At 60.5% G+C, this 26,951-nt stretch carries 25 protein-coding genes and 1 pseudogene; 7 read left to right on the top strand and 19 right to left on the bottom strand.

Annotated features, from left to right (window positions below):
- Positions 1-431: 431 nt before the first annotated feature.
- From NOM06_RS16655 to NOM06_RS16665, 3 genes are all read right to left on the bottom strand, one after another.
- Entirely contained in the window at positions 432-1,478 is a 1,047-nt protein-coding gene (locus NOM06_RS16655) for a nitronate monooxygenase family protein (RefSeq protein ID WP_255912424.1), read from the bottom strand.
- Positions 1,475-1,753, bottom strand: a complete 279-nt coding sequence (locus NOM06_RS16660) for a helix-hairpin-helix domain-containing protein (RefSeq protein WP_255912425.1) — start codon at positions 1,751-1,753, stop codon at positions 1,475-1,477. Before NOM06_RS16660 ends, NOM06_RS16655 begins: the two co-directional genes overlap by 4 nt.
- A gap of 72 nt (positions 1,754-1,825) precedes the next feature.
- The gene (locus NOM06_RS16665) at positions 1,826-2,467 is read right to left on the bottom strand and encodes a ribonuclease (RefSeq protein ID WP_255912426.1); all 642 of its coding nucleotides are present in this window, start codon (positions 2,465-2,467) and stop codon (positions 1,826-1,828) included.
- A gap of 197 nt (positions 2,468-2,664) precedes the next feature.
- Between NOM06_RS16665 and NOM06_RS16670 the strand changes: the two genes are divergently transcribed.
- Positions 2,665-3,225 carry a carbonate dehydratase gene (locus NOM06_RS16670; RefSeq protein WP_005343397.1) on the top strand — a complete coding sequence of 187 codons (561 nt, stop codon included), beginning with the start codon at positions 2,665-2,667 and terminating at the stop codon, positions 3,223-3,225.
- 12 nt (positions 3,226-3,237) lie between these two features.
- Positions 3,238-3,336: pseudogene (locus NOM06_RS20945) on the top strand (carbonate dehydratase); the annotation flags it as partial.
- Positions 3,337-3,518: 182 nt separating this feature from the next.
- Here the strand turns inward: NOM06_RS20945 and NOM06_RS16675 are convergent.
- Both NOM06_RS16675 and NOM06_RS16680 read right to left on the bottom strand, forming a co-directional pair.
- Positions 3,519-6,557 carry a cytochrome c peroxidase gene (locus NOM06_RS16675; protein ID WP_255912427.1) on the bottom strand — a complete coding sequence of 1,013 codons (3,039 nt, stop codon included), beginning with the start codon at positions 6,555-6,557 and terminating at the stop codon, positions 3,519-3,521.
- Positions 6,558-6,748: 191 nt separating this feature from the next.
- A complete protein-coding gene (locus NOM06_RS16680) occupies positions 6,749-7,657 on the bottom strand; it encodes an S-adenosyl-l-methionine hydroxide adenosyltransferase family protein (RefSeq protein ID WP_255912428.1) in 909 nt (302 codons plus the stop codon).
- Between the two features lie 198 nt (positions 7,658-7,855).
- Between NOM06_RS16680 and NOM06_RS16685 the strand changes: the two genes are divergently transcribed.
- The gene (locus NOM06_RS16685; protein ID WP_255912430.1) at positions 7,856-8,320 is read left to right on the top strand and encodes a hypothetical protein; all 465 of its coding nucleotides are present in this window, start codon (positions 7,856-7,858) and stop codon (positions 8,318-8,320) included.
- A 217-nt stretch (positions 8,321-8,537) separates the two neighbouring features.
- Complete coding sequence (locus NOM06_RS16690; RefSeq protein WP_255912432.1) at positions 8,538-9,785, top strand: DEAD/DEAH box helicase; 1,248 nt, start codon at positions 8,538-8,540, stop codon at positions 9,783-9,785.
- 81 nt (positions 9,786-9,866) lie between these two features.
- Here NOM06_RS16690 and NOM06_RS16695 read toward each other — a convergent pair whose 3' ends face one another.
- Positions 9,867-11,138: a hypothetical protein gene (locus tag NOM06_RS16695; RefSeq protein ID WP_255912434.1), complete on the bottom strand. Its 1,272-nt coding sequence runs from the start codon at positions 11,136-11,138 to the stop codon at positions 9,867-9,869.
- Between the two features lie 215 nt (positions 11,139-11,353).
- On the bottom strand, positions 11,354-12,118 hold the full coding sequence (locus NOM06_RS16700) for a CphA family subclass B2 metallo-beta-lactamase (protein WP_255912436.1): 765 nt from the start codon (positions 12,116-12,118) through the stop codon (positions 11,354-11,356).
- A 965-nt stretch (positions 12,119-13,083) separates the two neighbouring features.
- Here NOM06_RS16700 and NOM06_RS16705 point away from each other — a divergent pair.
- Positions 13,084-13,797 (top strand): hypothetical protein, encoded by a 714-nt coding sequence (locus NOM06_RS16705; RefSeq protein WP_255912438.1) that lies wholly within the window; start codon positions 13,084-13,086, stop codon positions 13,795-13,797.
- 185 nt (positions 13,798-13,982) lie between these two features.
- Here NOM06_RS16705 and NOM06_RS16710 read toward each other — a convergent pair whose 3' ends face one another.
- On the bottom strand, positions 13,983-15,686 hold the full coding sequence (locus tag NOM06_RS16710; protein WP_255912440.1) for an amidase: 1,704 nt from the start codon (positions 15,684-15,686) through the stop codon (positions 13,983-13,985).
- A 266-nt stretch (positions 15,687-15,952) separates the two neighbouring features.
- A complete protein-coding gene (gene aguA / locus NOM06_RS16715; protein ID WP_167557523.1) occupies positions 15,953-17,050 on the bottom strand; it encodes an agmatine deiminase in 1,098 nt (365 codons plus the stop codon).
- Between the two features lie 155 nt (positions 17,051-17,205).
- Between aguA and NOM06_RS16720 the strand changes: the two genes are divergently transcribed.
- Positions 17,206-18,159 (top strand): LysR family transcriptional regulator, encoded by a 954-nt coding sequence (locus NOM06_RS16720; RefSeq protein WP_139477906.1) that lies wholly within the window; start codon positions 17,206-17,208, stop codon positions 18,157-18,159.
- A gap of 106 nt (positions 18,160-18,265) precedes the next feature.
- On the opposite strand, the gene NOM06_RS16725 is transcribed toward NOM06_RS16720, so the two are convergent.
- Positions 18,266-18,832: a TetR/AcrR family transcriptional regulator gene (locus NOM06_RS16725; RefSeq protein ID WP_005335495.1), complete on the bottom strand. Its 567-nt coding sequence runs from the start codon at positions 18,830-18,832 to the stop codon at positions 18,266-18,268.
- A gap of 199 nt (positions 18,833-19,031) precedes the next feature.
- Here NOM06_RS16725 and NOM06_RS16730 point away from each other — a divergent pair, with 199 nt between their 5' ends.
- Positions 19,032-20,069, top strand: a complete 1,038-nt coding sequence (locus NOM06_RS16730; protein WP_255912442.1) for an alkene reductase — start codon at positions 19,032-19,034, stop codon at positions 20,067-20,069.
- A 114-nt stretch (positions 20,070-20,183) separates the two neighbouring features.
- Here the strand turns inward: NOM06_RS16730 and rpoS are convergent, their stop codons facing one another.
- From rpoS to ftsB, 9 genes are all read right to left on the bottom strand, one after another.
- Positions 20,184-21,167 carry an RNA polymerase sigma factor RpoS gene (gene rpoS / locus NOM06_RS16735; protein ID WP_005335504.1) on the bottom strand — a complete coding sequence of 328 codons (984 nt, stop codon included), beginning with the start codon at positions 21,165-21,167 and terminating at the stop codon, positions 20,184-20,186.
- A 45-nt stretch (positions 21,168-21,212) separates the two neighbouring features.
- Positions 21,213-22,283 carry a LysM peptidoglycan-binding domain-containing protein gene (locus NOM06_RS16740; RefSeq protein ID WP_139477910.1) on the bottom strand — a complete coding sequence of 357 codons (1,071 nt, stop codon included), beginning with the start codon at positions 22,281-22,283 and terminating at the stop codon, positions 21,213-21,215.
- Between the two features lie 9 nt (positions 22,284-22,292).
- Positions 22,293-22,874: a YqaA family protein gene (locus NOM06_RS16745; protein WP_021229508.1), complete on the bottom strand. Its 582-nt coding sequence runs from the start codon at positions 22,872-22,874 to the stop codon at positions 22,293-22,295.
- Entirely contained in the window at positions 22,871-23,488 is a 618-nt protein-coding gene (locus tag NOM06_RS16750; protein ID WP_005335507.1) for a protein-L-isoaspartate(D-aspartate) O-methyltransferase, read from the bottom strand. Before NOM06_RS16750 ends, NOM06_RS16745 begins: the two co-directional genes overlap by 4 nt.
- Positions 23,489-23,495: 7 nt before the next feature.
- The gene (surE, locus tag NOM06_RS16755; RefSeq protein WP_040068372.1) at positions 23,496-24,257 is read right to left on the bottom strand and encodes a 5'/3'-nucleotidase SurE; all 762 of its coding nucleotides are present in this window, start codon (positions 24,255-24,257) and stop codon (positions 23,496-23,498) included.
- Positions 24,238-25,296: a tRNA pseudouridine(13) synthase TruD gene (gene truD / locus NOM06_RS16760; RefSeq protein WP_255912444.1), complete on the bottom strand. Its 1,059-nt coding sequence runs from the start codon at positions 25,294-25,296 to the stop codon at positions 24,238-24,240. Before truD ends, surE begins: the two co-directional genes overlap by 20 nt.
- Positions 25,296-25,772, bottom strand: a complete 477-nt coding sequence (gene ispF, locus NOM06_RS16765) for a 2-C-methyl-D-erythritol 2,4-cyclodiphosphate synthase (RefSeq protein WP_005335518.1) — start codon at positions 25,770-25,772, stop codon at positions 25,296-25,298. The genes truD and ispF overlap by 1 nt, the downstream gene beginning before the upstream one ends.
- 146 nt (positions 25,773-25,918) lie before the next feature.
- Complete coding sequence (ispD, locus tag NOM06_RS16770; protein ID WP_255912446.1) at positions 25,919-26,611, bottom strand: 2-C-methyl-D-erythritol 4-phosphate cytidylyltransferase; 693 nt, start codon at positions 26,609-26,611, stop codon at positions 25,919-25,921.
- Positions 26,604-26,921, bottom strand: a complete 318-nt coding sequence (gene ftsB / locus NOM06_RS16775) for a cell division protein FtsB (protein WP_005335520.1) — start codon at positions 26,919-26,921, stop codon at positions 26,604-26,606. The genes ispD and ftsB overlap by 8 nt, the downstream gene beginning before the upstream one ends.
- Positions 26,922-26,951: the final 30 nt, after the last annotated feature.

The following is a 26,951-nucleotide window of genomic DNA, read 5'->3' on the forward strand; positions in this document are numbered from 1 at the left end:
ACAGATTGCTTGATTCAAATTGTTAAAGAGCGACGCAACAGCGTGTTGCTGCGGGAGTGGAATTCTACTCAACCGCCGTCTCGAGTCAAGCCTTATTTTCAAAGGCTTTTCGAGGTTATCGACCAGGTTGTTTGCGTTGCCGCTTGCCCTGTCGATGGAGGCGCATTATAGGGAACAGATTCTTTCTGGCAACCCCTTATCGGCAATAAAATTGCAAAAAAGGGCACTTTTTTAGTTATTCATATCCAATCACAGCTTTTATACAAACTTGTCCACAGCCAAGGGTAAGGTGAGGACGTTTTACACCGGATAAATGCCTTACAAGGGTACTGGCTTGGCATTCATCCACCATTGCCGCACTGTCACGTCTAACGCGCAGCGCCCTCGACATCTTCTATATAAGAAGGCGTATGAGGCATATATAGAAGCGCTTATCCCAATCCAGCCTCTTTGACCCAGCACGCCATCAGCTCGCCAGCGGAAAGATCCCGGCAGCCCGATACATTCTGGCCAGCCCAGAGCGGAGAGAAGCCGCTGTCACCCCTCTTTTCGGCAGTGGCCCGCAGCGGTGCCAGTGCGCCACTGGCATAGGGGAAGTGAGGGGCAAGATCCGAGAGCGGGCCCAGCTCACGCATCAGACGGTTGACGATACCCCGCGCCGGGCGGCCACTGAACAGATTGGTCAGCGCAGTCTGCTGGCCTTGGGGTGAGTGGAGGGCAGCGCGATGCAGCGCCGAGGTGGTCGCTTCATGGCAGCAGAGAAAGGCAGTGCCCATCTGCACGGCGCTCGCCCCCATTTCCAACGCGTTGGCGATCCCCTTGCCATCGACGATACCGCCAGCGGTAATCACCGGCAGATCGGTCACCGCGAGGATCTGCGCCAGCAGGGTCAAGGTGCTCTGCTGCAAGGCGATATCATCGGAGAGGAAATGACCGCGATGACCGCCCGCCTCCAATCCCTGAGCGATGATGGCATCGGCGCCGTGTTGAGCGAGCCATACAGCCTCCGCCACCGTAGTGGCGCTGGCAAATACCTTGGCCCCCGCCGCTTTCACCCGGGCAAGCAGCTCGGGCGCGGGCAAACCGAAGTGGAAGCTGACCACTGCAGGTCTGAACTCGGCTACCATGGCGGCGTGCACCTCATTGAAGGGGGCACGGCTTGGTGCCGTCGTAACAGCTGAAGGCTCCAGACCAAACTCTGCGTAGTAGGGTGAAAGGCACTGCTGCCAGCGGGCCAGTGCAACGGGATCCGGTTCCCGTTGCCGATGACAGAAGAAGTTGATGTTAAATTGCCCCAGGCCGCTTTGGGCAAGTCGCTCCAGCTCGTTGCGCAGCTCCGCTGATGTGAGCATGGCTGCAGGCAAGGAGCCCAAGCCGCCCGCACGGGTCACGGCCAGCGCCAGCTCGCTGCCCTGCACACCGGCCATCGGCGCCTGAATGATGGGATAACGCATTCCCAGCTCGGTAAAGAGGCTCATCCATTCACCCCGCTTGTCGCGTCCGCTGCCAGATGTGCGCGGGCCAGCGCAATGGCGCCGTCGATGGCACTGCGCGCCTGCGGGCTGTTCTGCCAACAGGTCGAGCCCAGCATGCTGGCCACCAGCTGGACGATATGGGTGGTGTCGGCCTCGGCCAATCCGGCCAGGGTATGGTAGCCAAGCTGTTCGAGCCGCCCGATAACGGTCGGCCCCACCCCTTTCACGCCGAGCAGCAGGGCCCGCTCTTTCGGGCCAAACCGGTTGTTGCCATCCATCTGTCAGACTCCTTTCCGATAACCGTGGTTACACATCAGGCCCGCAAGGGGCCCGATGAAGAGAGTGGAGGATTAACGCACGCTACGCAGCAGGAAATCCGGCTGACCGCAGGAGCGGCGCTCGCGCTTTTGCATCTCGGCGGAACAGGTGACTGCATCCGTCCCCTCTTTATTGACGCAGATGTAGATCTCCCGCAGGAAGCGGCCACCATCGGCGCAGGCCACCGTGATGTTGCCGGGGGCCAGCCACTCGTTGGCGCTCGCCAGATCGGCCTTGAGCTGGAAACTGGTTTTGCGCAGCGGCTCTTCCGGGGATTGATAAGCCGCCGGGATCTTCACCTTCTGACGCAGATCGCTTGCCAGCTGATGGAAGTCCTGCTGGCTCAGGCCGGAGCAGGTGCCGTGCTTTTCCCACTCATGGCGATAGAGAAAACGGCTGGGGTAGAGGTCGGCAAACTCGCTCTCCATATCGGGATTGAGCCGTTCGCGGGTGCAGTTGCTGGGGTAACCGCGATCGTACTGGGGCCAGAGCCCGTGTAGCACGAACCCCAGCTTGCGGGAACACTGGTCCCGATCCGCCGGTTTGACGGCGCAGTGCTCGGGCGACCAGGAGAGCGCCATGGCGTAATAGTCAAACTCCCCCGCCTCCCCTTTGGCCTGCACGGCCGAGGAGAGCAACAAACCACCCGCCAACAGGGCAATCATCTTCTTCATCTATATATGTCCATTTCAACCAACTCGGGAATGGCTGCAATGCTCCCATATTCCAGCGCGCGGAAACAGTGCTCCCGCCAAGGCTTGCGACAAGGGTCAGACCACTTCGGGGTTTCACCGGATACTAACGAGGCGTAAGCTGGCATCCTGGCGCCGGGTGCGCCACCGCATCATTTCAAGCAACCACAGGATGTAACATGATCCGCAAGAATCCCTCCGGCCATCTGCCTGTCATCGACGAATCCGCCTATATCGACAAGACCGCCATCATCTGTGGCAAGGTGATCATCAAAGAGAATGTGTTTGTCGGCCCCTATGCGGTGATCCGCGCCGACGAAGTGGATGCCAACGGCGAGATGGAACCCATCGTCATCGGCGCCAACTCCAATATTCAGGATGGCGTGGTGATCCACTCCAAATCCGGCGCCGCCGTCACCATCGGCGAGTACACCTCCATCGCCCACCGCTCCATCGTCCACGGGCCGTGCGAAGTGGGCAACCGGGTCTTTATCGGCTTCAACAGCGTACTGTTCAACTGCCATATCGGCGATGGTGCCGTGGTGCGTCACAACTCGGTGATCGATGGCTGCGATCTGCCACCGGAGTTCTACGTCCCCTCCACCACCCGCATCAACCAGCAGAGCGATCTGACCCATATCCCGCGGGTTTCGGTGGATGCTGCCGAATTCTCCGAAGACGTGGCTCACACCAATATCGATCTGGTCAAAGGGTACAAGGCGCTCTCCAACGAGTTCTGATCCTTCTATTTCCCGCGGGTCTCGGTAGATGCCGCCGAATTCTCCGAGGACGTGGCCCATACCAATATCGATCTGGTCAAAGGGTACAAGGCGCTCTCCAACGAGTTCTGATCCCTCTATTTCCCACGGGTTTCGGTCGATGCCGCCGAGTTCTCCGAGGACGTGGCCCACACCAATATCGATCTGGTCAAAGGGTACAAGGCGCTCTCCAACGAGTTCTGATCCCTTTCTTTATTACCAGAGAACAAAACGGGCGCCGAGGCGCCCGTTTTTCATCTGACTCTATATGAAGGCTAGATGGCCCTGACGCAGGTGGCGGCATGAGCTTCATCCACCAGATCCCACAGCGGATCACCAGTACTCAGATCGAGCAACGGCAGCTCACCATCGTCATTGGCAGTTGCATCGCTGCTCCAGTAGTGGTTGTAGAGCGGCCACCCCTGCTGCTGAAGTAACTGATCCGTCGCGCCATCCTTGTTGTAGGCGGCAAACAGCACCTCCAGCTCGGCCCGGGTCGGCAGACGCCAGTCATCATGACCGTGTGCCACCAGCTGCTGGCAGTAATCCCGCGCCCGCGCCTGACCCATGGTCACATACTCCAGCGGGAAGGGATTGTAGTCACCATCGCTGTCACTGCTCACACCGTCATAGGAGATAGACAGACGATCCGCCTCGTCCCTGGTCAACTGGCAGACAAAGGCCAGCTTGCCCGCCACCAGCTCGGGTTGACGACAGCCCCGGGCAAAATCAGGCTGGGCATCCACCACCTGCACCGTCACGTTCAACGTGTGACGAGCCGTGGTCGCCACCAGTCGTGCCGTACCGACCGCCACACCGCGCACCTCGCCCTGCGGACTCACGGTAGCGTACTCCGGCTGTTCGCTGTGCCACTCAACAGGCCCATCGAGCGGACCGAGAGAGCCATCGCTCAGTTGCCACTGCAATTGCAGGGGAAGCGTCCGCCCCACTTCCAGCTGAGGCTGGTCAGGCAGCACGGCCAAGCCGGTGATCACCGCCCCCACCGGAGTCGGGTCATCCGCCTCACTCACCCCCAGCTCGGCAACCGTGGCCGGAGTGCGGCGCGGCTCGGCCGAGGCGCTGCGCAAAAACTCGCCGATGGCATCGAGCTCGTCATTGCTGAGGCCAAGAGCATGCAGGTGATCGGAGGCTTTGGGGAAGAAGGGATCGTATTGATCCGCACCGGTCGGGAAGCCGACCCCGCTGCTCCACTTGGTCACTCCAAAGTTGTACATGGCCACCACCCCCTGCACCGAGCCGCCGATACGCTGGGCCAGGATCGGGAAGATGCCGTTGTGCATATAGGGGCCGGTAAAGGCGACGTCCCGCAAGCTGGGGGTCTTGAAGCGACCGATATCAGCCTTGTTGCGGGTCTGCAGGAAGCGCCCGCGATCTTCCAGCTTGCCACGACCGTAATAGGTGAGCCCCACACTCTCGAACCCGTGCTGACTCAGCAGCGGGCCGGAATGGCAGTTCATGCAGCGGCCATCGGTGCGGTAAAGATGCATCCCCCACAGCGCCTTGTCACTGAGCGCCTGACTATCCCCTTTGACGAAGCGCTCAAAATCGCTGTCGCGGCTGATGATGGTGCGTTCGAAGGTGGCGATCGCCTTGGCGATCCGCTCCAGCGTGATCCCCTGATCGCCAAAGGCGGTGGCAAAAGCAGCCTGATAGTCGGGGCTGGCCTGCAAGCGAGCCAGCAGCTCGTCATGACTCAGCGCCATTTCGATGGGGTTCTGGATCGGGTGAAGCGACTGCTCCTCCAGCGTGGCGACCCGCCCGTCCCAGAACTGGGTCGAGCTGAAGGCGCTGTTGAGGATGGAAGGAGCGTTGCGATTGCCCTTCTGGCCCAGATGACCGACCGAGACGCTCAGGCCGTCGCTCCACCCCTTTTGCGGATCGTGGCAACTGGCACAGCTGATATCCCGCCCCTTGGAGAGCTGCTTGTCGAAAAAGAGCTGTTGACCCAGCACCACCTTGGCCCGGCTATAGGGGTTGTCGGCCGGGAAGGGAACCGCCGGCAGCGGCCCCAGCTCCTGCCATTCCACCCCTTCATCCACCCGGGCGGCAGGCCATTGGGCCGATGAACCGCTGTATTGGGCGCGCAGAACCGCCATGTCCGGCTTGCTGCTGTCGCGCACCACGGAGGGACGCACCGGATAGGGTGCCAGCGCATACCAGAGCAGACCCCCCTCTCCCTCATCCAGCCAGGTTCGGGTCGCCAGTTGATAGAGACGGGGTTGACCCGCACCATCCTGCAGCCAGATCTGGGCGGGCAGGCCAACAGCAAAGGTATTGGGATAGCGCCATGCCGACTTGTCACTGCTCAGCAGCCGTTCGAACTCGGTGAGGGTCGGCAGGCGCCAGTCGCTGCGGCCGCAAGCGGTCAGCCCCGCAGCCAGTTGTGGCTGGCTGGCAATCTTCAACGCACTGGTGTCACTGCCATACAGCCAGTACTGGCTACCCTTGACCCCGCTGACCGTGCGCACATCGTGCAGGCACTGCCAGGGGCCACGCACCACCAGCAGCCCCTGTTCATCGAGACGCAGCAGATCTGCCGTCTCCGGCTCGTCCGGCTGGCTGGGGTTGGCGGGATAGATCTGGGTGCGGGCGGACTGGATCTGGGCGCTGTTGCTGCGCTGATACCAGCTGCGCGCCTGCTTGTCATCGCGCAGGGCCAGCAGCATCTGCCAGCTGTCGGCATAGTCGAGCACGGCGCCCGGCTGGCGCTGGGCCAGCAGGAAGGCTGCGTAATCCTGAATAGCAGCCTGTTGTTGCAGGCGGATCTCCTCTGCCCTGCCCCACTCGGCCTGACTGAGGGAACCATCCCCGCTCTGATCCGCCAGCAGGAAGAGCGCCGTCTCCTCCTCGTTCAGTCCCAGCCGCGGCACGCTGTTGCGGCGCGCCAGCGTGATCCCGGCCGAGAGATCCGCCACCCGCACCGATACCGCTCGCAGCAGATAGCCCTCGTCGCTGCCAAGCAGCTCCAGCGGCTGATCCAGTTGCAGACCTTCAGACAAGGTGATGCGGGCAAGCTGGCCCGGTTCGATGGCCTGTTGCACGCGGATCCCGGTGGCGACCTGTCTCACCTCGAGCTGTGCTCCCGCCCCCAGTCGATCGGTCACATTGACCTCAATGGTCAGAGGAACCCGGGTATGGGTTTCCGGCGGCACTATTGGCGGCGTGATAGGCGGTTCGGTCGGCTTGACGACCGGCGGGATCACCTCGGGTGAGGGGGTCACCGACGTATTGCTGTGATTGTCATTGCATGCGGTCAGAGCAAGCAGGCTGAGCAGTAAAAGGCTGGTTTTCATTCGGTATGGTTGGGTGGTCAGACAAGTGCGCGATTATCCAACCAAATGCCAATCATTATCAATTGCATTCAATTAATATGCTTTTTGACAACAAATCCTTATCAGCAACGCCTTACCACCCAATGAGAAAGGGCAGCCTCTTTGGCTGCCCTCTCTTGCTTCAAACCCGCTTGTCGAAAGCCCGACAATCTTCAGGAGCACTTCTTCAGGTTGATATGCCAGTTGGCACCGGATTGCACCTGATGCTTGGCGGCGAAGCTGTCCATGTTCAGCGCCACCGACACCTGCAGCAGGCTGTTGAGGTAGACCAGCGGCTGACCTTCCGGCACATCACCGAAGCTGCTGACGTAAGGGGCCTTGCCGTCATATTTGACCACATCCCCTTCGCGGATCTTGATGCAGGCTGTATCCCCCTTGTTGATCCCCGCCTTGGTCAGCAGGGCATCGTCGATATTGGTCCAGACGTTGCCGTACTGCACATCGAGGATCGGGATGGTGCCCTTGAGGGTGCCATCCTTCTCGGCTACCGCAGGCTGATAGGGGATCTTCACCACCTCGGCAGGCAGCAGCGGGCCGACCTGCTCGTAGCTGATGGCGCCGGAGGCGAGCCGCGCGCCGGTATAGGCGTACACATCGCGGCCATGGAAGGTGTAGGACTTCTCGGAACCCTTGAGGCGGTTGAGTTTCTCATCGATCTGGCGCACCGCCTCGATACCGAAGTGCTCGGCCACCAGGGTCAGGGTGCCGTTGTCCGGGGTCACGATGTAGTGACCGCTCTTGGTCTTGAGCACCACTGACTTGCGCTCGGTGCCGACACCCGGATCCACAACGCTGACAAACACTGTGCCCTTGGGCCAATACTGCAGGGTCTGGTAGAGGCGGTAGGAGGCTTCCCAAATGTTGTAAGCCGGGATCTCGTGGGTCAGGTCATAGAGGGGCAGGGTGCGATCCACCCCGAAGGCAACCCCCTTCATGGCCGACACGGCGCCATCTTTGAGGCCGAAATCGGTCTGGATCACCAGCGCTTCGTTGGCGGCGGCGATGCCGCTTGCCAGCATGAGGGCAAGCGCGATGGCGCGGGGAGCAGTGCGAATATCCATATCTGAACTCCTGAATCATCTGAGGATAACGAAACGGCGACAGCCATTTAGACATCCAGACTGCCACCAATGGATTTTTTTGCAAGGGGTTTGCAACAAAGTGAGGGACGACTCGCAGAAATTGTGCTCGCCAAACGGCGACAGCGGGGGTATCAAAGGCAGAATGGGAAAACGTTTACAATACAGGAGCTCAGCACCATGACACAACCCGTACCGGAGATGATGACCCTGCTGCTGGAGATTGGTGAACAGAGCAGTCAGCTCTGGCTGAGCCAGCCCGGGGCGGCCCCGTCACACTACCCGCTGGCCTTTGGCACCCACGCCATCCAGCCCGGGCCGTTTCGCCACACGCCACCCACCCCGCTCGAACTGGAGCAGGCCATCATGGTGGTGGAAGATGAGCTGATGCGCATCGCCCCGCAGGTCCCGCCCGGCTTGCAGCTGACCCTGCGCAGCCAGCCATCGCTGGCCGAAGTGTTGGGGGACAACCAGCTCGACCGGGATCTGGTGGAACAAGCCTTTGGCCAGCTGGCCGCCATGGCGGAAGGGGATCCCCTCGCCGCCAGCTTGCTGCCCCGCGACGAACACTTTGCCGCCGTGCTGCTGATCGTCAGGGAGTGGCTGCACCATCTGGCCAGCGAGAGCGTGCTGATCGTGGAGTAGTGTCATGGCTGATGCCCCTTGCACTGCAGACTCGCGGTAAAACAGAAGCGCGGCGACGAGGTCCTGCGCCACCGCCATGCGCGGCATGCAAAACCAGGAGCTATGCACCCTTGCTCATCACCGCCTTCTGCCGCTCCCCCTGCTTCTGTTACCATCGCGGCCACGATCACTCACTGCATCGTGGCCGCAGGCCGCGATAACCCCGACTGGTGCCCCTATGTCCACAGCCTCCTTTGCCGAACTGGCCCTCTCCTCCCGCTTGCAGCAGACCCTGACCGAGCTCGGCTATGCCGCGCCGACCCCCATTCAGGCTCGCGCCATCCCGCTCATTCTGGCGGGGCGGGATCTAATGGCGGGGGCCCAGACCGGCACCGGCAAGACCGCCGCCTTTGTGCTGCCACTACTGGAGCAGCTGCTGCAGCAGCCACAGGCAGAGCCCCGCCCGATCCGTGCGCTGGTGCTGGTGCCGACCCGCGAACTGGCGGTGCAGGTCGCCGAGAGCGTGGCGCGCTACGGGCAGGGCACCGGTCTCACCAGCACGCAAGTCTACGGCGGAGTGAGTATCGCGGCACAGGTGGAAGCTCTGAAACAGGGCGTTGATATCCTGATCGCCACCCCGGGCCGCCTGCTCGACCATCTGCGTCAGGGAGCCTTGAGCCTTGAACACCTCAGCCATCTGGTGTTTGACGAGGCGGATCGGATGCTCGACATGGGCTTTATGGACGAGATCAAGGCGCTGCTCAAACAGATCCCGGCGGATCGCCAGACACTGCTCTTCTCCGCCACCTGCGACGACAACCTGTTTGCCCTCTGCAAAGTGCTGCTGCGCGACCCCGAGCTGATTGAAGTGGCACCGCGCAACACCACGGCGGCCGAGGTGGAGCAGCGGGTCTACACGGTGGACAGCGATCGCAAGCTGGCGCTGGTCGAACATATGCTGAAAGTGAAAGGCTGGGCACCGGCCCTCATCTTCAGCCGCACCCGGCAGGGGGCCGACAAATTGGCCCAGCAGCTTGGCAAGGCGGGCATCAATGCGCTGGCCTTCCACGGCGACCTGTCGCAGAGCGCGCGGGAGAAGGTGCTTCTGGAGTTTCGCGCCGGCACCCTGCAGGCGCTGGTCGCCACCGACGTAGCAGCCCGCGGCCTCGATATCACGGATCTCAACTATGTGATTAACCTCGAGTTCCCGTTTGTGGCCGAGGATTACGTCCACCGTATCGGTCGCACCGGCCGCGCCGGCAACAAGGGGCTCGCCATTACCCTGTTCAGCCCGGAAGATGCGCCGCTGTTGGAGAAAGTGGAAGCGGTACTCGACACCCGCTTGCCCCAGCAGTGGTTCCCGGGCTTTGAGCCGGATCTCACCCGTTTTGAGCCCGAGCCGCGTCGCAACAGCAAGGCGGCCCAGAAGCAGCGCGCCAGAAAGCAGGCGCTCGCTGGCAACAAGAGTGGCAAGGGCAAGCGTTAAGCCGCCCTGCGCTGCCAATAAAAAAACGCCCGCACGGGCGTTTTTTGTTATCTGACAGGGGCCAGATCTGGCGAGTGACCCCTAGCGGGTCGCCAGCACCAGTGGCAGGGATCGCAAGATCTGCCGCTCGGCCAGGGTCGAGAGGATAAACATCACCATATAGCCGAGGCCCAGCGCCACGATAATCGCCACCACATTAGCGGTAAACTCGGCCACCAGATAGTAGGCGGTGACCAGCGCCACTATGCCCGCCAGCCGGATCAGCAGACTCTGGGTAAAGTAACCGTGGGCCTTGATGTAGGCGAGCTGATAGCCGTTGAGCATCATAAAGATGAAGAAGATGGAGAAGTGGAACAGCACCGGCACCGCCCCCACGTAGTCAGCGGGGAAGAACAACAGCACCAGCGGCTTGCCCGCCAGCAGCATCAGGCCAAAGAAGGCCAGACTGACGATGGTGGAGAGACGGAAGATCCAGCGGCGAATAAGCCTTATCTGGCTATGATCGCCGTTGCGCAGATTGACCGCCAGCTCAGGCAGCACAAAGCGGTAGATGGGGAAGACAAACAGGGTGGTCATGTAGGTGAAGATGGGACGCACCACCACCTGAAAATCCCCCAGCTCGTCGATGCTGAAGTGGCGGATGGTGAGCAGCACTGTGATGTAAATCATCAGGATGCTGGCCCCCGCCTCCAGCGAGGCGGTAAAGCTCTTCTTCACATAGCTCACCATCTCGGGGCCGAGCGCCACCTTGGCCAGCGGCCTGGTGGCGATGGCCCGACGGCGCGAAACATACATATAACCGGCGATGGCTAGCGACGAGAAGGTCAGCCCGTAGAAGAGCGAGGCAAGCGCATCCATCCCGAGCCCGAAATAGCAGGCCATAAACAACAGGCCGTTGGCCAGCGGCTCCAGCCAGGTGACCCGGTTGGAGAGCGCATACATCCGGTACATGGCCACCAGATTGGTGAAATAGACCTTGAGCCCCAGCCCGAAGATGACCCCCACCAGTTGCAGATACTCCACCCGGATATGGAGCCCGTGCTTGATATAGGGGATCACCGCCCCCCAGGTGAGCAGCACGATGCTGATGAGGAAGTAGCGAAAGATATTGATGATGTCCCGATCGTTCTTGGTCTGGGAGTAGCTCACCACCATGGAGGAGCGAAAACCTGTCATCAGGATAAAAGAGAGGGATATCAAATCCACCACGCTGTTGAACAGCGCCAGCTCCCCCTTGGCGACCCATTGCGCCAGCCACACCTTGAAGGCGAAGCCGATAACGATGCTGACCAGCGAGGCCCACATTCCGGTGATAAAGGCCTGTTTGAGGCGGGCGAGAGAGGCGTATTGCATAACGAAAATGGATAACTTTCAGGGAAAAGAGAGAGGGCCATCTTATGAAAGCCTCCCTCCCTTGAACAGCGTTAATGCCACGCACTCACAGCCACCAAAAAAACCGCAAACGCAAAAGGCCCGCTTATTTCCTGAAAGCGGGCCTTTTGTGGTGTGCCGTTATGGCTGCTGATTGCAGCGATGGTACGGCTTGCAGTCTGTCTGCCACGCAGCGGCTATGACTGCGGCGCCGCCTTGATCAGCTCTTCATAGTGATCAATCAGCTCGGGGCCGTGCAGCGGTGAGTCGTGACCGCCGATCACCGTCTTGATCGGCAGCTTCATCGCCTTGAGCCGCTCGATGGTCTGCGGATAGGCCTTCACATTGGCAAAGCTCAGGTTGCCCAGCTTCTCCTTGAGGATGCAGTTGCCATAGAGCACCTGCTCGTCGGGGAAGTAGACAAAGATGCCGTCCGGCGTATGGGCCGGGCCCGCGTAGAAGGCGCGTACCTTGCCATCTTGCAGCGTGAAGTCGCCATCGTGCACCACGTTGGGCAGCACCAGCGGCAGATCCGGATACTCCGGCAGCCCCTTGCGGGTAAAGGCGACAATCTCGGCCCAGTCGCTCTTCATCAGATCCAGGGTCTGGCGCGTCGCCACCACCTTGGCCCCGATGGACTTCCAGTAGGCGTTACCGCCCGCCCGATCGGTGTGGTAGTTGGTGTTGATCACCTCCAGCACCGGCTTGCTGCTGACTCTTCTTATCAGCTTGTGCAGCTCGCGGGCAGTATCCGGCGTCCAGGTCGCCCCCACCACCGTCACCCCCTTGGCCCCGAAATAGACCATGGAGTTCTCTTTGACGTAGTAGTTGTCCTCCACCACATAGACAGGGCCGCTCACCTGTTTGAGTTCGATCCCCGCCGCCCGCACGCTGCCACCCCAGAAACTCGCCATCAGCACCACGGCCCCGGCCAACCCGCACTTCATCCAACCTTTCATCATCTTGCTCCCTCGAACCAACCGCCCCCTCGCCACCCCTGTGGCAAGCCGGGCCTTTTAAGCAGTGGGCAGAAGATACGGGGGATTTGTGAGGGGAAAATGAGGTTGTGTGAAGAGAAGGTGAAGTCTGGGGGAAGTCAGGGGAAAGTCCGGGAAAATCGGCAGCGACCTCCTGTTCGCGAACGTCCGAATACGCTGCGCTATTCGAACCTGCAACACAGATAGCGGCCCCTCACCCTAACCCTCTCCCAAGGGAGAGGGGATGGCCCGTGCCAATTCCAACCCCCTCATATCCCCACCCGAACCTCGTACGTAAAGCACAGTCAGCTGAACCGTTTTGCTCCCTTCTCCCACTCTTGATCACAAACAAGGGGAGAAGGGCTGGGGATGAGGGAAGGTAACAATAAGTCCCATCATGTAGGGTCGATTAGCGCAGCGTAATCGTCCGTTTACCGCCACGCACCACGTCATGGCAAGACCAGATGAGAACTCCGGATATCAGCGGCCTCTCGGCGACCTCCTATTCGCGATCGTCCGAATACGCTTCGCTATTCGAACCTACAACACAGATAGCGGCCCCTCACCCTAGCCCTCTCCCGGGGGAGAGGGGATGACCCGTGCCAATTCCAAACTCCCATCCCCACCCGTACCTCGCACGTAAAGCACAGTCAGCTGAACCGTTTTGCTCCCTTCTCCCCTTGCGGGAGAAGGGCCGGGGATGAGGGGAAGGTAACAATAAGCCACATAATGTAGGGTCGATTAGCGTAGCGTAATCGTTCGTTTACCGCGAATATCCTGATAGCAAGAGAAGCAGGAAACCCTGAACATCAGCGTCACCTCAACCCCCTTACATTCGCGATTGTCCGAATACGCTTCGCTATTCGAACCTACGTCCCGAAACAATAGATATCTCCCGAGCATTCAGTTATATTTTTGAGCGGTTCAGGTCATTAGTTGAAGGTACAATAGTGTCCAACAAATATTTCTTATTTTTTGCATCACTCCTTTTCGCTTTATATCTTGCTTCCATGGTTGCTTACCCATTTTACATTAGCGACCTAGACTGGAATTATGTGCAGGGTGTGTGGAACACATGGCAAACTTTGAATGCGGCAATGATAGCCCTTTTGGCTAGTATTATTGCTCTTGCTACCACTATGTACTCAGATCACCAGAAAAGGGAAAGAGAACTTTTAGCTGCAAAAGCTCTCCTACCAGAAGCATTAACTCAGTTAATCTATTTTTGCAAACACTCTGCGGGCCTTCTAAAGGAGGCCTATATAAATAGGAATGAACCTAACAGCGATCGACATTTACTATATATAAATGGCAACTTCTATCAAATCCCAGAATGGGTTGATTCAGCCTTTCAGGGTTGTATTGTTGCAGCAAACAAACCTGATGCCATATATATGGCTGATATTCTGGCTGAATTGCAAATCATTCGGGCTAGACTGGTAGATATTCATTATGATAGCAATAGAGAACAAGAATTGCTTGTTATGCCTGATGATATAATCGCTCACATTAGAAAACTTGGCTATTTTGCCGCCAGGGTAACTGCATTATTTCCCTACGCTAGAGATGGAAAGCCTATCTTAAGAGAAGAAGCTAACAATGAGATGATTAACAAGGGTCTATCGCAAATAGATGCTATTGAAGCAGCATACACAATTGAGTAGAGCAATAATTAAACAGAGCCATGATGCTAAATAATATCTATTTAAAGAGAAGTTTCATTTTATTACTGCATCTACTTACGATTAAAAATTAGTGTTCCTGATAACTAAAAATAAAACCACCTGCATTTCGCAGGTGGTTTTTATTTTATCACCTAATTAGCACGGGATATTAATCCCAACACCAATCACCCCAGCGGCGGCGTGCGTGGCGGCACCATCCGCTTGCTGCCGGTGGACTCAAAGGCCGAGGCGAAGCACAGCAGGTTGTTGTCGTCATAGGCGCGACCGGCGAAGGTCAGCCCCACCGGCATACCGATATCGGCCATCACCCCCATGGGGACGGTGACGGTCGGCACGCCGAGATGGCGAATGGCGAGGTTGCCGTTGGCCACCCAGATGCCGTTGCTCCAGGCGATATCGGCGGAGGCCGGATTCACATCCGCATCAGCCGGGGCGACGTCGGCGACGGTCGGGAACAGCACGGCGTCGAGCTGGAGCCCGTCCATCCAGTCCTCGAGATCCAGCTTGCGGGTCTTCTCCAGACCGCGCAGGCCGTCCGGCACTGTGGGGATCTCGTCAAAGCGCTTGATGCCGCGCTTGGCCATATTGACGTACTCGTCCATGCCCGCCGCCAGATCGCCCTCGCGGTTAGGCAGGGTGCCCGGATCGTGGGGGAAGATCTTCGGCCCATCGACATCGGCCAGCTTGTTCAACTTGGGATCGCCGTTGGCGCGCAGGAAGTCGTCGAACGCCCAGCCGGAGAGCTCCCACAGCTCGTCGTTGAGAAACTCCGGGCTCACGATGCCGCGATTGAACACGGTCGGCGCGCCGGGTCGGTCCCCTTCGCAGTTGGAGACCAGCGGGAAGTCCACTTCGATGACTTCAGCGCCAGCGGCTTCCAGCGCCTTGCGCGCATCTTCCCAGAGGGCGATCACGGTCTCGCGGGTATGGATGCGCTGACCGGTCGGGCCGCCGATGCCGGGGTTTTCGCTGGTGCCGGCCAGTTCATCCTTGTTGATAAACATGCGCGGCACGCCGAGGCGCTTGCCCTTGAGGGCATCGGCCTTGGCAGCCAGATCCAGATAGGAAGCCGGACGCACTTCAGAGGCCTTGGGCAGCTGTACCCAGGGCTGCAGGCGCCACAGATCGCCACGGGGATCGCTATCGTCGGCGACCACTACGTCGAGCACTTCCAGGAGGTCGTTCATGGTGCGGGCATAGGGCACCACCACATCCATGGTCGGAGTCAGCGGCCAGTTGCCGCGCACCGAGATGACGCCACGGGACGGAGTGTAGGCGCACAGGCCGTTGTTGGAAGCCGGGCCACGGCCGCTCGACCAGGTCTCTTCGGCCAGACCAAAGGCGGAGAAGCTGGCAGCGGTGGCGGTACCGGCGCCGTTGGAGGAGCCGGAGGCAAACGGTGCGGTCAGGTAGTCGGCGTTGTAGGGGCTCTCGGCACGGCCATAGACGCCGCGCTGCATGCCGCCATTGGCCATCGGCGGCATATTGGTTTTGCCAAGGCAAATGGCACCGGCGGCGCGCAGGCGCTCAACGGTAAAGGCATCGCGCTGGGCCACCAGATCCTTGAAGGCCGGGCTGCCGGAAGCGGCGGTCAGCCCCTTGACCAGATAGCTGTCTTTGGCGGTGTAGGGGATGCCGTCGAGCGGGCTCAGGGTCTCGCCACGGGCGCGGCGGGCATCGGAAGCCTCGGCTTCTTTCAGCGCATCGGGATTGGCGACCACCACGGCATTGAGTTTGGTGGCAGTCTCGGGGCCGTTGTAGGCCTCGATCCGGGCCAGATAGGCCTTGACCAGTTCGACCGCTGTGGTGCGGCCTGATTCGAGCGCGGCACGCAGCTCGGCAATGGAAACCTCGGTCACTTCGATCATGGGGATCTCCTGTAAAAGGGTGACTGTTTGTCATGATGATCGCCGCATCAGCGCCGGCGACCATCACACCATCAAGAGAGAAAACCCCACGGCGTGGGGTTTTGAATACCAACCTCAGCTGGCGTAAACCGGTTTACGACCCGTCGCGAGAGGCCGTCAGCAAGGTGAAGAGCAGCGCAGGAACCGGAGTGTATGTGAATACATGAGGATTCCGAGCAGCACATGAGCCTTGATCACGGCTTCGCAGCAGGATCGTCATCCGGTTCTTATTTGCCGGAGGGGATCTGCTGAGTAATGCAGTGGATATTGCCACCGCCCAGCAGGATCTCGCGGGCCGGCACGCCGACCACGGTGTGCTCCGGGAAGATCTCTTCCAGAATGCGCTGGGCTTCGCCATCGGTGGCGGCATCCAGCAGCGGATAGACGATGCGATCGTTGGTGATGAGGAAGTTCACGTAGGAACCGGCCAGACGGCCTTCTGCCTCGCGCGGTACACCGCTGCCGCTCTCGACACCGGCAGACTCCTCTTCAGTGCAGAACAGCGGGCCCGGCTGGGGCAGCTTCCACACTTTCAGCTTGCGACCCTTGGCATCGACCGCCGCTTCCAGCACCTTGAGGGCGGCCACGGAGCGGGCGTACTGGGGATCGTTCTGGTCGTCAGTCCAGTGCAGGGCCACTTCACCCGGACGCACGAAGCAGCACATGTTGTCGATGTGGCCGTCGGTTTCATCCATGTAGACGCCTTCGTCCAGCCAGATAAAGCTGGTAACGCCCAGATAGTCGCGCAGGTAAGCTTCGATCTGCTCTTTGGTCAGGTGCGGGTTGCGGTTTTCGTTGAGCAGGCACTCGGCGGTGGTCAGGCAGGTGCCTTCGCCATCGACGTGGATGGAGCCCCCTTCCAGGATCAGCGGCGCATCGTAGCGAGCCATGCCGTGCTGGGTCAGCATCTGGGCTGCCACTTCCTCATCCTGATTCCACGGGTAGTAGAGACCACCCTTGTGACCGCCCCAGGCGTTGAAGCCCCAATCCACCCCACGGCACTCGCCGGCCGCGTTGGTGACGATGGTCGGGCCGGTATCGCGGGCCCAGCAGTCATCGCTGGCCATTTCAACCAGAGTAACGTGGGCGGGCATGATGGCGCGGGCCTGCTCCATAAACTGGGCCGGTACACCCATAAAGACCGGAGTCGCACCACCGATGGCATCGGCCACCTTGGCGAAGGTCTCTTGCGCGAAGCGACCGGCTACGCGCCAGTTGTCCGGGCGAAACGGCCAGATCATCCAGACGGCCTGCTGGTGCGCCCACTCGGCGGGCATGGTGAAGCCGTCGGCGGCCGGCGTGGAGTTAATGGTCTTGATGCTCATCGCAAGGCTCCTTGCATGGATTGAGGCCCCCGTTTACGCCCGATGCGGCGCGGGAACCCGGAAAAATAAGAGTGGGTCGCAGAGTAAGACGTTGCGCCCCCATCCATCAAATGAATAGGATGGATTGTCCCATAAACACGGCGAATAATCCCCCCATGAAACTGCACCAGCTCGACCTCAATCTGCTGCTCGCGTTTGACGCCCTGATGACGCAGGGCAGCGTCACCCGCGCCGCCGAGGCGCTCTTTATCAGCCAGCCCGCCATGAGCCACTCCCTTAACCGGCTGCGCACCTTTCTCGGCGACCCGCTTTTGGTGCGCACCCCGCAGGGGATGCTGCCAACCCCGCGCGCCCAGCGGCTGCATCTCGGGGTGCAGCAGGCGCTTCGGCTGCTGGAGCAGCAGCTCACCGAGGAAGAAGAGTTCGAGCCGAGCCAGTCGAAGCGGCGCTTCGTGCTCTGCACCACAGATTACGTGGAGTGCGTGCTGATCCCGCCGCTTATTCAGCGGCTCAGACGGCTGGCGCCAGGGGTCACCATCGAGATCCGCATCCTGCGCGACACCCTGCCCGAAGCCGAGCTGGCGAGCGGCGAGATCGATCTGGTGCTGGGCTTTGACGAGTACATGCAGGTTCCGGGGTATCTCGGCAAGGAGACCTGGCTCACCGAGCCGCTGGCCGGGCTGGTGCGCGCCGATCTGCCTATTGCCAAATCGGCCCCCGCCGACGCCGAGGATGACCCCTCCCTGTGGCAGGAGCGCATCACCCTGCCGCAGCTGATCGCCATGCCCCATGTGTTCCACTCACCGCTCGGTACCTCGGAGGCAAGCCTCGACCGCTATCTGAAGAGTCAGGGCTTTAGCCGCACCATCTCGGTCAACAGCCAGAGTTATATGTCCGCCGCCGCCATCGTCAGCCAGAGCGATCACCTGCTGGTGCTGCCCAGCATGGTGGCCGAGCTGCTCGCCACCCACTGGCCGTTGAAAAGCCTGCCGCTGCCCGAAGACGTGCCCGACTATCACCTCAACTGCGTCTGGCATCCCGTTCACGCGCAGCAACCGGCGCTGGTATGGCTGAAAGATTTGATGAAAGAACTGGTGGGGCCGAGGTAAGGCCGCGGCGTCTGGCATCAAAGATTGATGGAAAAGCCGAGGAAGGGCTGAGACCAGAAACAACAGTGGCTCCCGAGGGAGCCACTGTTGTTTCTGCTGTATCGCGTTACGCCCGCAGGGCCCGCATCAGCTGGGCGACTACGTCGTCCAGCAGGGGGCGATCGGGGCGGCACTGGGCGAAGGTGACCAGCCCTTGCAGGTTGATCAGCAGCAGGGCAGTGAGGGTGTGGATATTGCTATCCGGGGCCAGCTCACCCTTGGCCTGCGCCTGTGTCAGCAACTCGGCCAGATCCTGCTCCAGCTCGCCATAGATCCCCTTGACCCGCTGGGTCAGCTCCTCATCCTGCTCGCTCAGCTCCATCATGGTGCGAGTCACCAGACAGGAGCCGCAGAGCGCCTCCCCCACAATCCGGTCGAGATAGGCCGCAAGGCCCGCCAGCGGGCTCGGGTTGTCGAGCAATGAGCGGCGCAGGGTGCGTTTACCCTCGACATAGTGATCCACCGCCGCCAGCAGCAGGCCGCGCTTGTTGCCAAAGGCGCCGTAGATACTGCCCGGGTGCAGGCCGGTGGCAGCCACCAGCTCCTGCATGGTGGTCTTGGCATATCCCTTGGCGCGAAACGCTTCCATGGCATTTCGCAGTACCTCGTCCCGATCAAACTCGGCTATGCGCATGGTTCCTCCCGTGGGAAATGGTTCACCGGCAAGGGGCAACAGGGCCCGCCGATAAAGAGTGGCTGTAAAGGGCGGCAAGTTTACCCCAGCCGCCCGCTCGGGCCAACCTTCTTGAACGTGCATTCAAAAAAAGCTTGCGCCCGACGCAAAAAACGTCTTGAATGCACGTTCAAGAATAACCCGTTCAGGACAACCTATCATGAATACCCTGTTTCAGCCGTATCGACTCAATGACACTCTGACCCTGGCCAACCGTTTCATGATGGCCCCGCTCACCCGCTGCATGGCAGGCCCAGGTCTGGTGCCGACCGAGCAGATGGCTGCCTATTACGGCCGCCGCGCCGACATCGGCCTGATTGTTTCAGAGGCCGTCATCATCCGCCCCGACGCGCAGGGCTACCCCAATACCCCGGGCCTCTTCACCCAGGCGCAGATCGATGGCTGGAAGAGAGTGACCAGCGCCGTACATGCCAAAGGCGGCAAGATCTTCGCCCAGCTGTGGCACGTCGGCCGCCTCTCCCACCCCTTCTTCCATCAGGCTGAAGTGTTGGCCCCCTCTGCCGTGGCGCACGAGGGCACTGTGCCCCGCATGCGCGAGCTGACCTATCAGGTGCCGCGTGCTCTGACCGAGGCCGAAATCGCCCAGCTGGTGCTGGATTACGCCCAAGCGGGCGCCAACGCCATCGAGGCGGGCTTTGACGGGGTGGAGATCCACGGTGCCAACGGCTACCTGATCGACCAGTTCCTGCACCACTCCACCAACCTGCGCACCGACAACTACGGTGGCAGCCCGGAAAAGATGAGCCGCTTCGCGCTGGAAGTGGTCGATGCCATCAGCGCCCGCATCGGCGGTGATCGGGTTGGTATTCGCCTCTCCCCGGGTGCCTATGTCCATCTGGCGGGCAGCCCGGAAGATCGCGCCGTGTTCGACTACCTGCTGGGCAAGCTGAACGATCGCCCGCTGGCCTATATCCACCTCGGCATCTTCGATGACAACCTCACCCTCGATTATCTGGGTGGCCGTGCCTCCGACTATCTGCGCGCCCACTACAAGGGCAATCTGGTCGGGGTGGGCAACTACGACGCCGAGCGCGCCGCTACGGCCATCGAGGCTAACCGCTTCGATCTGGTGGCCATCGGCCGTCCGCTTATCGCCAACCCGGACTACCTCACCAAGGTGAAGAAGGGAGAAGCGCTGGTGCCCTACGCCGACACCATGCTGGCTGAGCTGGTATAACCACGAAGCCATCGCCAGACGACAGGCAATAAAAAACGAGGGGAGCTGTTGCTCCCCTCGTGCTATCTGGCTGATGCGCTGATCAGCTGGTGCGGGCTTAATTGGTGCGGATGCTTAATTGGTACGAAATAGCGCCTCGATGGAGAGCCCCTGACTCAGCAGGATCTCCCGCAGACGACGCAGCCCCTCCACCTGGATCTGGCGTACCCGCTCGCGGGTCAGGCCAATCTCGGCTCCCACATCCTCGAGGGTGGCGGGCTCATAACCCAACAGACCAAAACGACGTGCCAGCACTTCCCGCTGCTTGGGATTGAGCTCCTCCAGCCAGTGCACGATGCTGCTACGCATATCATCTTCCTGTGACTCCAGCTCAGGCCCCATGCCGCGCTCGTCGGAGAGCACATCCAGCAGCGCCTTGTCGCGATCGCCGCCTATGGGAGTGTCCACCGAGGTGATCTTCTCGTTGAGCTTGAGCATGCGATTCACATCATCCACCGAACGATCGAGCGCGAAAGCGATATCCTCGGCGGTCGGTTCATGATCGAGGCGGTGAGAGAGTTCGCGCGCAGTGCGCAGGTAAACGTTTAACTCTTTGACCACATGAATAGGCAGACGGATGGTACGGGTCTGGTTCATGATGGCCCGCTCGATGGTCTGGCGGATCCACCAGGTGGCATAGGTAGAGAAACGGAAGCCGCGCTCGGGATCAAACTTCTCGACCGCACGGATAAGACCGAGGTTGCCCTCTTCGATGAGATCCAGCAGCACCAGGCCGCGGTTGTTGTAACGACGGGCGATTTTCACCACCAGTCGCAGGTTGGACTCGATCATGCGCTTGCGGGCAGCTTTGTCACCCCGCAAGGCACGACGGGCGTAATAGACTTCCTCTTCGGCAGTGAGCAGCGGGGAGAAGCCAATCTCCCCCAGATAGAGTTGCGTGGCATCCATCACCTTGTTCAGCTCAGGTGCCAGCAACTCATCGGAGATAGTCTCGTCCGCCTCGGCGGCTACCTCCTGCAACTCTTCTACCTCGTGAGATTCGGGTTCAGCGTCAAACTCTAACTCTGCATCCTGCATTACCAGTTGTTCTTGGCTCATGGTGTGTCTCCCTGACGTTACCAGAGTAAGACGGTCTCTCTGGGGTTAACGCTTTGGCAAATAGCTCATCGGATTGATCGACTTGCCTCTGTACCGGATCTCGAAATGCAATCGCACATCCGGCGCGTCCGTGCTACCCATGTTGGCAATGACCGAGCCCCCCTTGACGCTGTCCCCTTCCTTCACCCGCAACTCGTCGTTGTGTGCGTAAGCGGAGAGATAGTCATCATCATGCTTGAGGATAATCAGCTTGCCGTACCCCCTTAAAGCACTGCCAGCGTATACCACTTTACCGCTGCTGGCGGCGTAGACGGGTTGCCCCTTCTGGCCGGCTATGTCGATCCCCTTGTTACCCTGTTCTGCAACAGAGAACCCCTCGACAATCCGGCCTTTTGCGGGCCAGTGCCAAGCAAGTCTCGACTGGGAGTTGTTTATTTTTTGTTCTTTGGACTGAGCGTATTCCTTCGGTGCTGCCGGAGCAACGGATTTCTGAGAGATGAACGGCGTGGTCTGACCAGATCCACTCGGCTCGGCCAACGGACGCGGACCGCTGCTCGGGCGACTTGTTGTAACCGGCGTTGCGGTTGCCGGACGAGTCGCAGCCACCATCTGGGTCGAACCACCGCCTGCGGTCTGGACATTGAGCACCTGACCCGGTTGCAGCGCATAGGGGGCGCTCAGGTTGTTGCTCTGGGCCAGCGCCTGCGGTGTCATGCCGAACTGGCGGCCAATGCTGCTCAGGGTATCGCCGCGGCGCACCTCATAGGTACCGGCACTGCGGCTGCTGCCAACACTGGCGCTGGAACCATCGAGCCGCAGTCGCTGCCCCGGATAGATGTTGTAGGGCGGGCTGATGTTGTTGAGGCTGGCCAGCGACGGCACATCGTTGCCGGAGTTGAAGGCGATGGAGTAGAGGGTATCGCCCCGCTTCACCACATAGCTGCCGCCCTGAATGGGGGCGCTGACCTGGGCACCGCTTTGGCGAGCCGGAATGGTCGAGACAAACTGCCCCTCATCAACACCATCTACCGGAGCTGCATTTTTACTGGAGGAGCAGGCAAGCAGCAGCCATGACAACACCACGACACTGCTTCCTTGCCAAATACGCGAACGCATAATGGATCCTTAACGACTAAACCAGAAATAGGCCACCACGGCCAGACCAATACAGAGCCAACCGAGCACATCTACGTAGTGCATCAGTTTGCGTTCCATCTTCTCGCCACCCCAGCGCATCAGGCCCGCAACCAGGAAAAAGCGCATGCCACGACCGATGAGGGAGGTGATGATGAAGGGCAGCAGAGCCATTTGCAACAACCCTGCCGTCACGGTAAACACCTTGTAGGGGATAGGGGTGAAGCTGGCAATGAAAATGACCCAGATCCCCCACTGCTCAAACCAGTTGCGAGCGATTTCGATCTTGTCCTGATAGCCCACAGACTCCACCAGTGGCAGCACGACCGGATCCCACAGGGCATAGCCAAGGGCATAGCCAAACAGGGCGCCCAGCACAGAGAAGAGGGTGGCCAGCGTGGCGTAGTGCCACGCCTTGTGGGGCTTGGCGAGCGCCATCGGCGCCAGCATCACATCCACCGGGATCGGCCAGAATACCGACTCGATGAAAGCGGTGATGGAGAGATACCAGGGGGCATGCTTGTGGCGGGCCCACTGCATCACCAGTACGTACAAACGGGAAAACAACTTCACTCAACATCTCCGTCAATCAGGGGAACAAAACGTACCGGCTCCAGAATACGGCTGGTCAGCTGGGATCCGGATCGTTCGATCAGCTGCAGGGTCTGCTGGCTGTCGCCCACGGGCAACACCAGTCGACCCCCTTCGGCCAGCTGATCGGTCAGTGCCGTCGGGATCTCGCTCGCCGCAGCCGTCACCAGAATGGCGTCATAAGGCCCCTTGTTGGGCCACCCCAGCCAGCCGTTGCCGTGCTTGGCCGAGACATTGTGCAGATCGAGCTGGCGCAGTCGGCGCCGGGCCTGGAACTGCAGCGACTTGATCCGCTCAACGGTATAAACATGCTCCACCAGATGGGCGAGGATCGCCGTCTGGTAACCGGAGCCAGTGCCAATCTCCAGCACATGGGCCGGATTGTTTTGCATCAGCAACTCGGTCATTCGCGCCACCATATAGGGCTGCGAAATGGTCTGGCCGTGGCCAATGGGCAAGGCGGTGTTGTCCCACGCCTTGTGCGCCATGGCCTCGTCCACAAACAGCTGGCGCGGCACTTTCGCGATGGTCGCCAGCACGCGAAAATCGCGAATATCCTGCGCAATGAGCTGATTTAACAGGCGCTGTACTATCACACCACCCTCATCCCTGCAGATCTAACCAGGCCCCCAGACCGGCGAGACTGTCATAGGCAGTCATATCGATGGTCAGGGGGGTAATCGAGACATAGCCCTGCTCGATGGCAGCAAAATCGGTACCGTCGCCGGCATCCTGCTGGCTACCGGGGGGGCCGATCCAGTAGATGGGCTGGCCACGGGGATCCTCGGTGCAGATCACCGACTCCGCCCGGTGGCGATTGCCAAGGCGGGTGGTCTTGATCCCCTTGATCTGCTCGAGGGGCAAGTCCGGCACGTTGACGTTGAGGATCTGATCGGCAGGCAGGGGGTGTTTCATCAGCCCCTTCACCAGCAGGGCCGCATAGTGGGCCGCCGTGGCGAAGTGGGTCTTGCCCACCAGCGAGATGGCGATGGAGGGATAGCCAAGATGGCGCCCCTCGGTGGCCGCGGCGACCGTGCCCGAATAGATGACATCATCCCCCAGGTTGGCGCCGTGGTTGATACCGGCCACCACCATGTCGGGTTCAGGGCGCACCAGCTCGTTGACCGCCAGATGCACGCAGTCGGTCGGCGTCCCCTTCACCGCATAGCTCTCGCACCCATTAAAGCCGTTTTCTGCAATGCGGGTAACCCGCAGCGGTACTTCCAGCGTCAGGGAGTGACTCGCGCCGCTGCGGTTACGATCCGGCGCCACCACAATGACCTCACCGCAGGCGCGCAGCGCCTCGCTGAGGGCACGAATCCCCTCAGCATGCACACCATCATCATTACTGACCAGAATTCGCATCGGTCTGATTCCTGAAACCGTGATCGGCCTCTTCGGCCTGCATTAACTCGCGCACCACGCTGGTGGCAAACGCGCCCGCCGGCAGGAAGAAGGAGAGGGTCAGCGCCTCGCCGTCCAGCTGCCAGCTCATCTGCTCCGGCTTGAGCAGCAGGGGGCGCCTGTCCTGATCCAACCCTGCCTTCTCCAGCCCGTCACACCAATCGCTGTAAGGGGCCAGCACGCCCTGTTCGAACTCGGCAGCGGCGCCCTGACTGGCCAGACGGCCACGGCCCCACTGGGGCGCGGTGAGCTGCACGTCGCCGGAGGCAAGACGCGCTTCCAGCTCGGGGGTCACGCTCTCTTCGCTGAAGATGGAGTGGCTGCCCTTGAGCATCACGCAATCACCGGCCAGCAGCTGATGGGCCAGCCCCTGCTCGATACGGGCGCTGACAATGGCGTTGAATAGCATGCTGCGGGCGGCAGAGAGGTAGAGGGAGCGCTTGTTGCGATCCTTGATCCGCTTGCCGGCAAACATCGCCTTGGCCGCTTCCAGGTTGTTGCCATCGCGGCCAAAACGCTGCTCACCATAGTAATTGGGCACGCCCTGAGTGGCGATGGCCTGCAGGCGCGCCTCCAGCCCGTCGGCCTGTTCCAGACCGGTGAGACGCAGGGTGAAATGGTTGCCCTTGAGGTAGCCGACCCGCAATTTGCGGTTGTGACGCCTGGCTTGCAGGATCTGGATGCTGTCGCTCTCGATGACCGACAAGTCCGGTTCGACCTTGCCCGGCAGATGAATGCCAAACCACTGCTCGGTCACCGCGTGGCGATCCTTCAGGCCCGCCCAGGTCACCGCATTGCGGTTGACCCCGGCCGCATCGGCCAGCAGACCCGCTACCCAGGCGGTGTTCTCGCCGGTTTTGCGCACCCGGACGAAGATATGCTCCCCTTCACCGCAGGGCTCGAATCCGAGATCTTCATTGACCACGAAGTCGGCGGCCTCTGCCTTGAGGATACCGCGGGCGGTGGGCGCCCCGTGCAGATAGGCAAGTTGTTCCAGCATTATTGTTTCACCAGTAGGACGACGGCTTCGGTGGCGATCCCTTCCTTGCGCCCCGTAAACCCAAGCTGTTCGGTGGTGGTCGCCTTGACGTTCACCCGGTTCAAATCACATTGCAGATCGGCGGCCAGCACGGCGCACATGGCGTCGATATGGGGCGCCATTTTGGGGGCCTGGGCGATGATGGTCACATCCAGGTTGCCGATGGCATACCCCGCCTTCTGTACCCGGGCAAAGACATCACGCAGCAGAATGCGACTGTCGATCCCCTTGAACTCGGCAGCGGTATCGGGGAAGTGGCGACCGATGTCACCGGCACCGATAGCCCCCAGCAGGGCATCGCTCACCGCGTGCAGCACCACATCGCCGTCGGAGTGGGCAACCAGCCCCTGCTCGTAGGGAACCGGCACGCCACCCAGCATGCAGGGGCCAACACCACCAAATTTATGGACATCAAAACCATGACCAATGCGCATCATCAGCGGCAACCTCCCAACATGCTGAAACCAACCCCATCAATTTTGTGTACGTCCACACCATGTCCAATCCGGATCATGCTAACTCCTTGTTCGGGCCTGTTTGTTCGAGACACTCTGCTCTGAACGGTCTGTTCTGACTGAGGGGCTTATGCCTGCTGGCTTAAAAACAGCCCCGCCAGCGACAAGTCTTCCGGCCGGGTCACTTTGATATTGTCGGCGCGCCCCTCCACCATGCGCACCGTGAATCCGGCCCGCTCCATGGCGGAGGCCTCGTCGGTGATGGTGGCGCCCAGCAGCAACCCCTCTTCCAGCGCCCGCTTCAGGGCACGGGTCGGGAACATCTGCGGCGTCAGGGCATGCCAGAGCTGCTCGCGCTCGACGGTGGCGATGATATTGCCCTCCCCATCGGAGCGCTTCATGGTATCGCGCACCCGACTGCCGAGAATGGCGCCGCCGCAGTTCATGGCCGCGGCAATCAGCGCATCGAGATCGCCGTGAGTCAGGCAGGGACGGGCCGCATCGTGCACCAGCACCCACTCCCCTTGCGCCACATGGAGGCCATTGAGGACGGAAAAGGCGCGCTCGGCGCCTCCCTCTACCCGCACAATGCGCGGGTCGGCCGCAACGGACAGGGCCTCGAACCAGCGGTCATGGGGCGCCAGCGCCACGATCACCTGGACGATGGCCGGGTGGGAGAGCAGCCGCTCCAGGGTATGTTCGAGAATGGTTTTACCCGCCAGTTGCAGGTACTGCTTGGGGCAATCGGCCCCCATCCGGCTGCCGATACCGGCGGCAGGGACGATCGCCGTCAGGCCGGATACCCGGCTGGCATCAGTCATCGTAGGGCTCATCGTCCGGCGCTGTCTCTTTGTCTTTCTCTTTGGGGATGATCCGGTAGAAGGTCTCCCCCTGCTTGATGTAACCCAGATCGTTGCGCGACAACTCCTCGATGGCCTCGAGGCCAGAGGTGAGATCATCTATCTCGCGGTAAATGAGGTCGTTACGATCCTTGAGAGTCTGGTTGTCCCGCTGTTGCTGCGAGATGGCCTCCGACAGGTTCTGATAATCGGATAGCCCGTTCTTCCCCAGCCAGAGGTCATATTGCAGTCCCCCCAGCAGGAGGATCAGGATCAGGGTGAATAGCCGCATGCACTAGGTCTCCTTCAGGCGGCCTAGTGT

The organism is Aeromonas sp. JL9, from assembly GCF_024436075.1.
In the GTDB taxonomy this organism is placed as follows: domain Bacteria; phylum Pseudomonadota; class Gammaproteobacteria; order Enterobacterales; family Aeromonadaceae; genus Aeromonas; species Aeromonas veronii.

What these genes read in the sequence shown, in the direction of transcription:
- NOM06_RS16720 (WP_139477906.1), top strand. Translation starts at nt 17,206, where the DNA reads ATGAAACTGCACCAGCTCGACCTCAATCTGCTGCTCGCGTTTGACGCC.
- NOM06_RS16675 (WP_255912427.1), bottom strand. Translation starts at nt 6,557, where the DNA reads ATGAAAACCAGCCTTTTACTGCTCAGCCTGCTTGCTCTGACCGCATGC.
- NOM06_RS16655 (WP_255912424.1), bottom strand. Translation starts at nt 1,478, where the DNA reads ATGAGCCTCTTTACCGAGCTGGGAATGCGTTATCCCATCATTCAGGCG.
- truD (WP_255912444.1), bottom strand. Translation starts at nt 25,296, where the DNA reads ATGCTGGAACAACTTGCCTATCTGCACGGGGCGCCCACCGCCCGCGGT.
- NOM06_RS16690 (WP_255912432.1), top strand. Translation starts at nt 8,538, where the DNA reads ATGTCCACAGCCTCCTTTGCCGAACTGGCCCTCTCCTCCCGCTTGCAG.
- NOM06_RS16665 (WP_255912426.1), bottom strand. Translation starts at nt 2,467, where the DNA reads ATGAAGAAGATGATTGCCCTGTTGGCGGGTGGTTTGTTGCTCTCCTCG.
- NOM06_RS16725 (WP_005335495.1), bottom strand. Translation starts at nt 18,832, where the DNA reads ATGCGCATAGCCGAGTTTGATCGGGACGAGGTACTGCGAAATGCCATG.
- NOM06_RS16670 (WP_005343397.1), top strand. Translation starts at nt 2,665, where the DNA reads ATGATCCGCAAGAATCCCTCCGGCCATCTGCCTGTCATCGACGAATCC.
- NOM06_RS16680 (WP_255912428.1), bottom strand. Translation starts at nt 7,657, where the DNA reads ATGGATATTCGCACTGCTCCCCGCGCCATCGCGCTTGCCCTCATGCTG.
- ispD (WP_255912446.1), bottom strand. Translation starts at nt 26,611, where the DNA reads ATGACTGATGCCAGCCGGGTATCCGGCCTGACGGCGATCGTCCCTGCC.
- surE (WP_040068372.1), bottom strand. Translation starts at nt 24,257, where the DNA reads ATGCGAATTCTGGTCAGTAATGATGATGGTGTGCATGCTGAGGGGATT.
- rpoS (WP_005335504.1), bottom strand. Translation starts at nt 21,167, where the DNA reads ATGAGCCAAGAACAACTGGTAATGCAGGATGCAGAGTTAGAGTTTGAC.
- aguA (WP_167557523.1), bottom strand. Translation starts at nt 17,050, where the DNA reads ATGAGCATCAAGACCATTAACTCCACGCCGGCCGCCGACGGCTTCACC.
- ispF (WP_005335518.1), bottom strand. Translation starts at nt 25,772, where the DNA reads ATGATGCGCATTGGTCATGGTTTTGATGTCCATAAATTTGGTGGTGTT.
- ftsB (WP_005335520.1), bottom strand. Translation starts at nt 26,921, where the DNA reads ATGCGGCTATTCACCCTGATCCTGATCCTCCTGCTGGGGGGACTGCAA.
- NOM06_RS16660 (WP_255912425.1), bottom strand. Translation starts at nt 1,753, where the DNA reads ATGGATGGCAACAACCGGTTTGGCCCGAAAGAGCGGGCCCTGCTGCTC.
- NOM06_RS16695 (WP_255912434.1), bottom strand. Translation starts at nt 11,138, where the DNA reads ATGCAATACGCCTCTCTCGCCCGCCTCAAACAGGCCTTTATCACCGGA.
- NOM06_RS16710 (WP_255912440.1), bottom strand. Translation starts at nt 15,686, where the DNA reads ATGATCGAAGTGACCGAGGTTTCCATTGCCGAGCTGCGTGCCGCGCTC.
- NOM06_RS16740 (WP_139477910.1), bottom strand. Translation starts at nt 22,283, where the DNA reads ATGCGTTCGCGTATTTGGCAAGGAAGCAGTGTCGTGGTGTTGTCATGG.
- NOM06_RS16685 (WP_255912430.1), top strand. Translation starts at nt 7,856, where the DNA reads ATGACACAACCCGTACCGGAGATGATGACCCTGCTGCTGGAGATTGGT.
- NOM06_RS16700 (WP_255912436.1), bottom strand. Translation starts at nt 12,118, where the DNA reads ATGATGAAAGGTTGGATGAAGTGCGGGTTGGCCGGGGCCGTGGTGCTG.
- NOM06_RS16730 (WP_255912442.1), top strand. Translation starts at nt 19,032, where the DNA reads ATGAATACCCTGTTTCAGCCGTATCGACTCAATGACACTCTGACCCTG.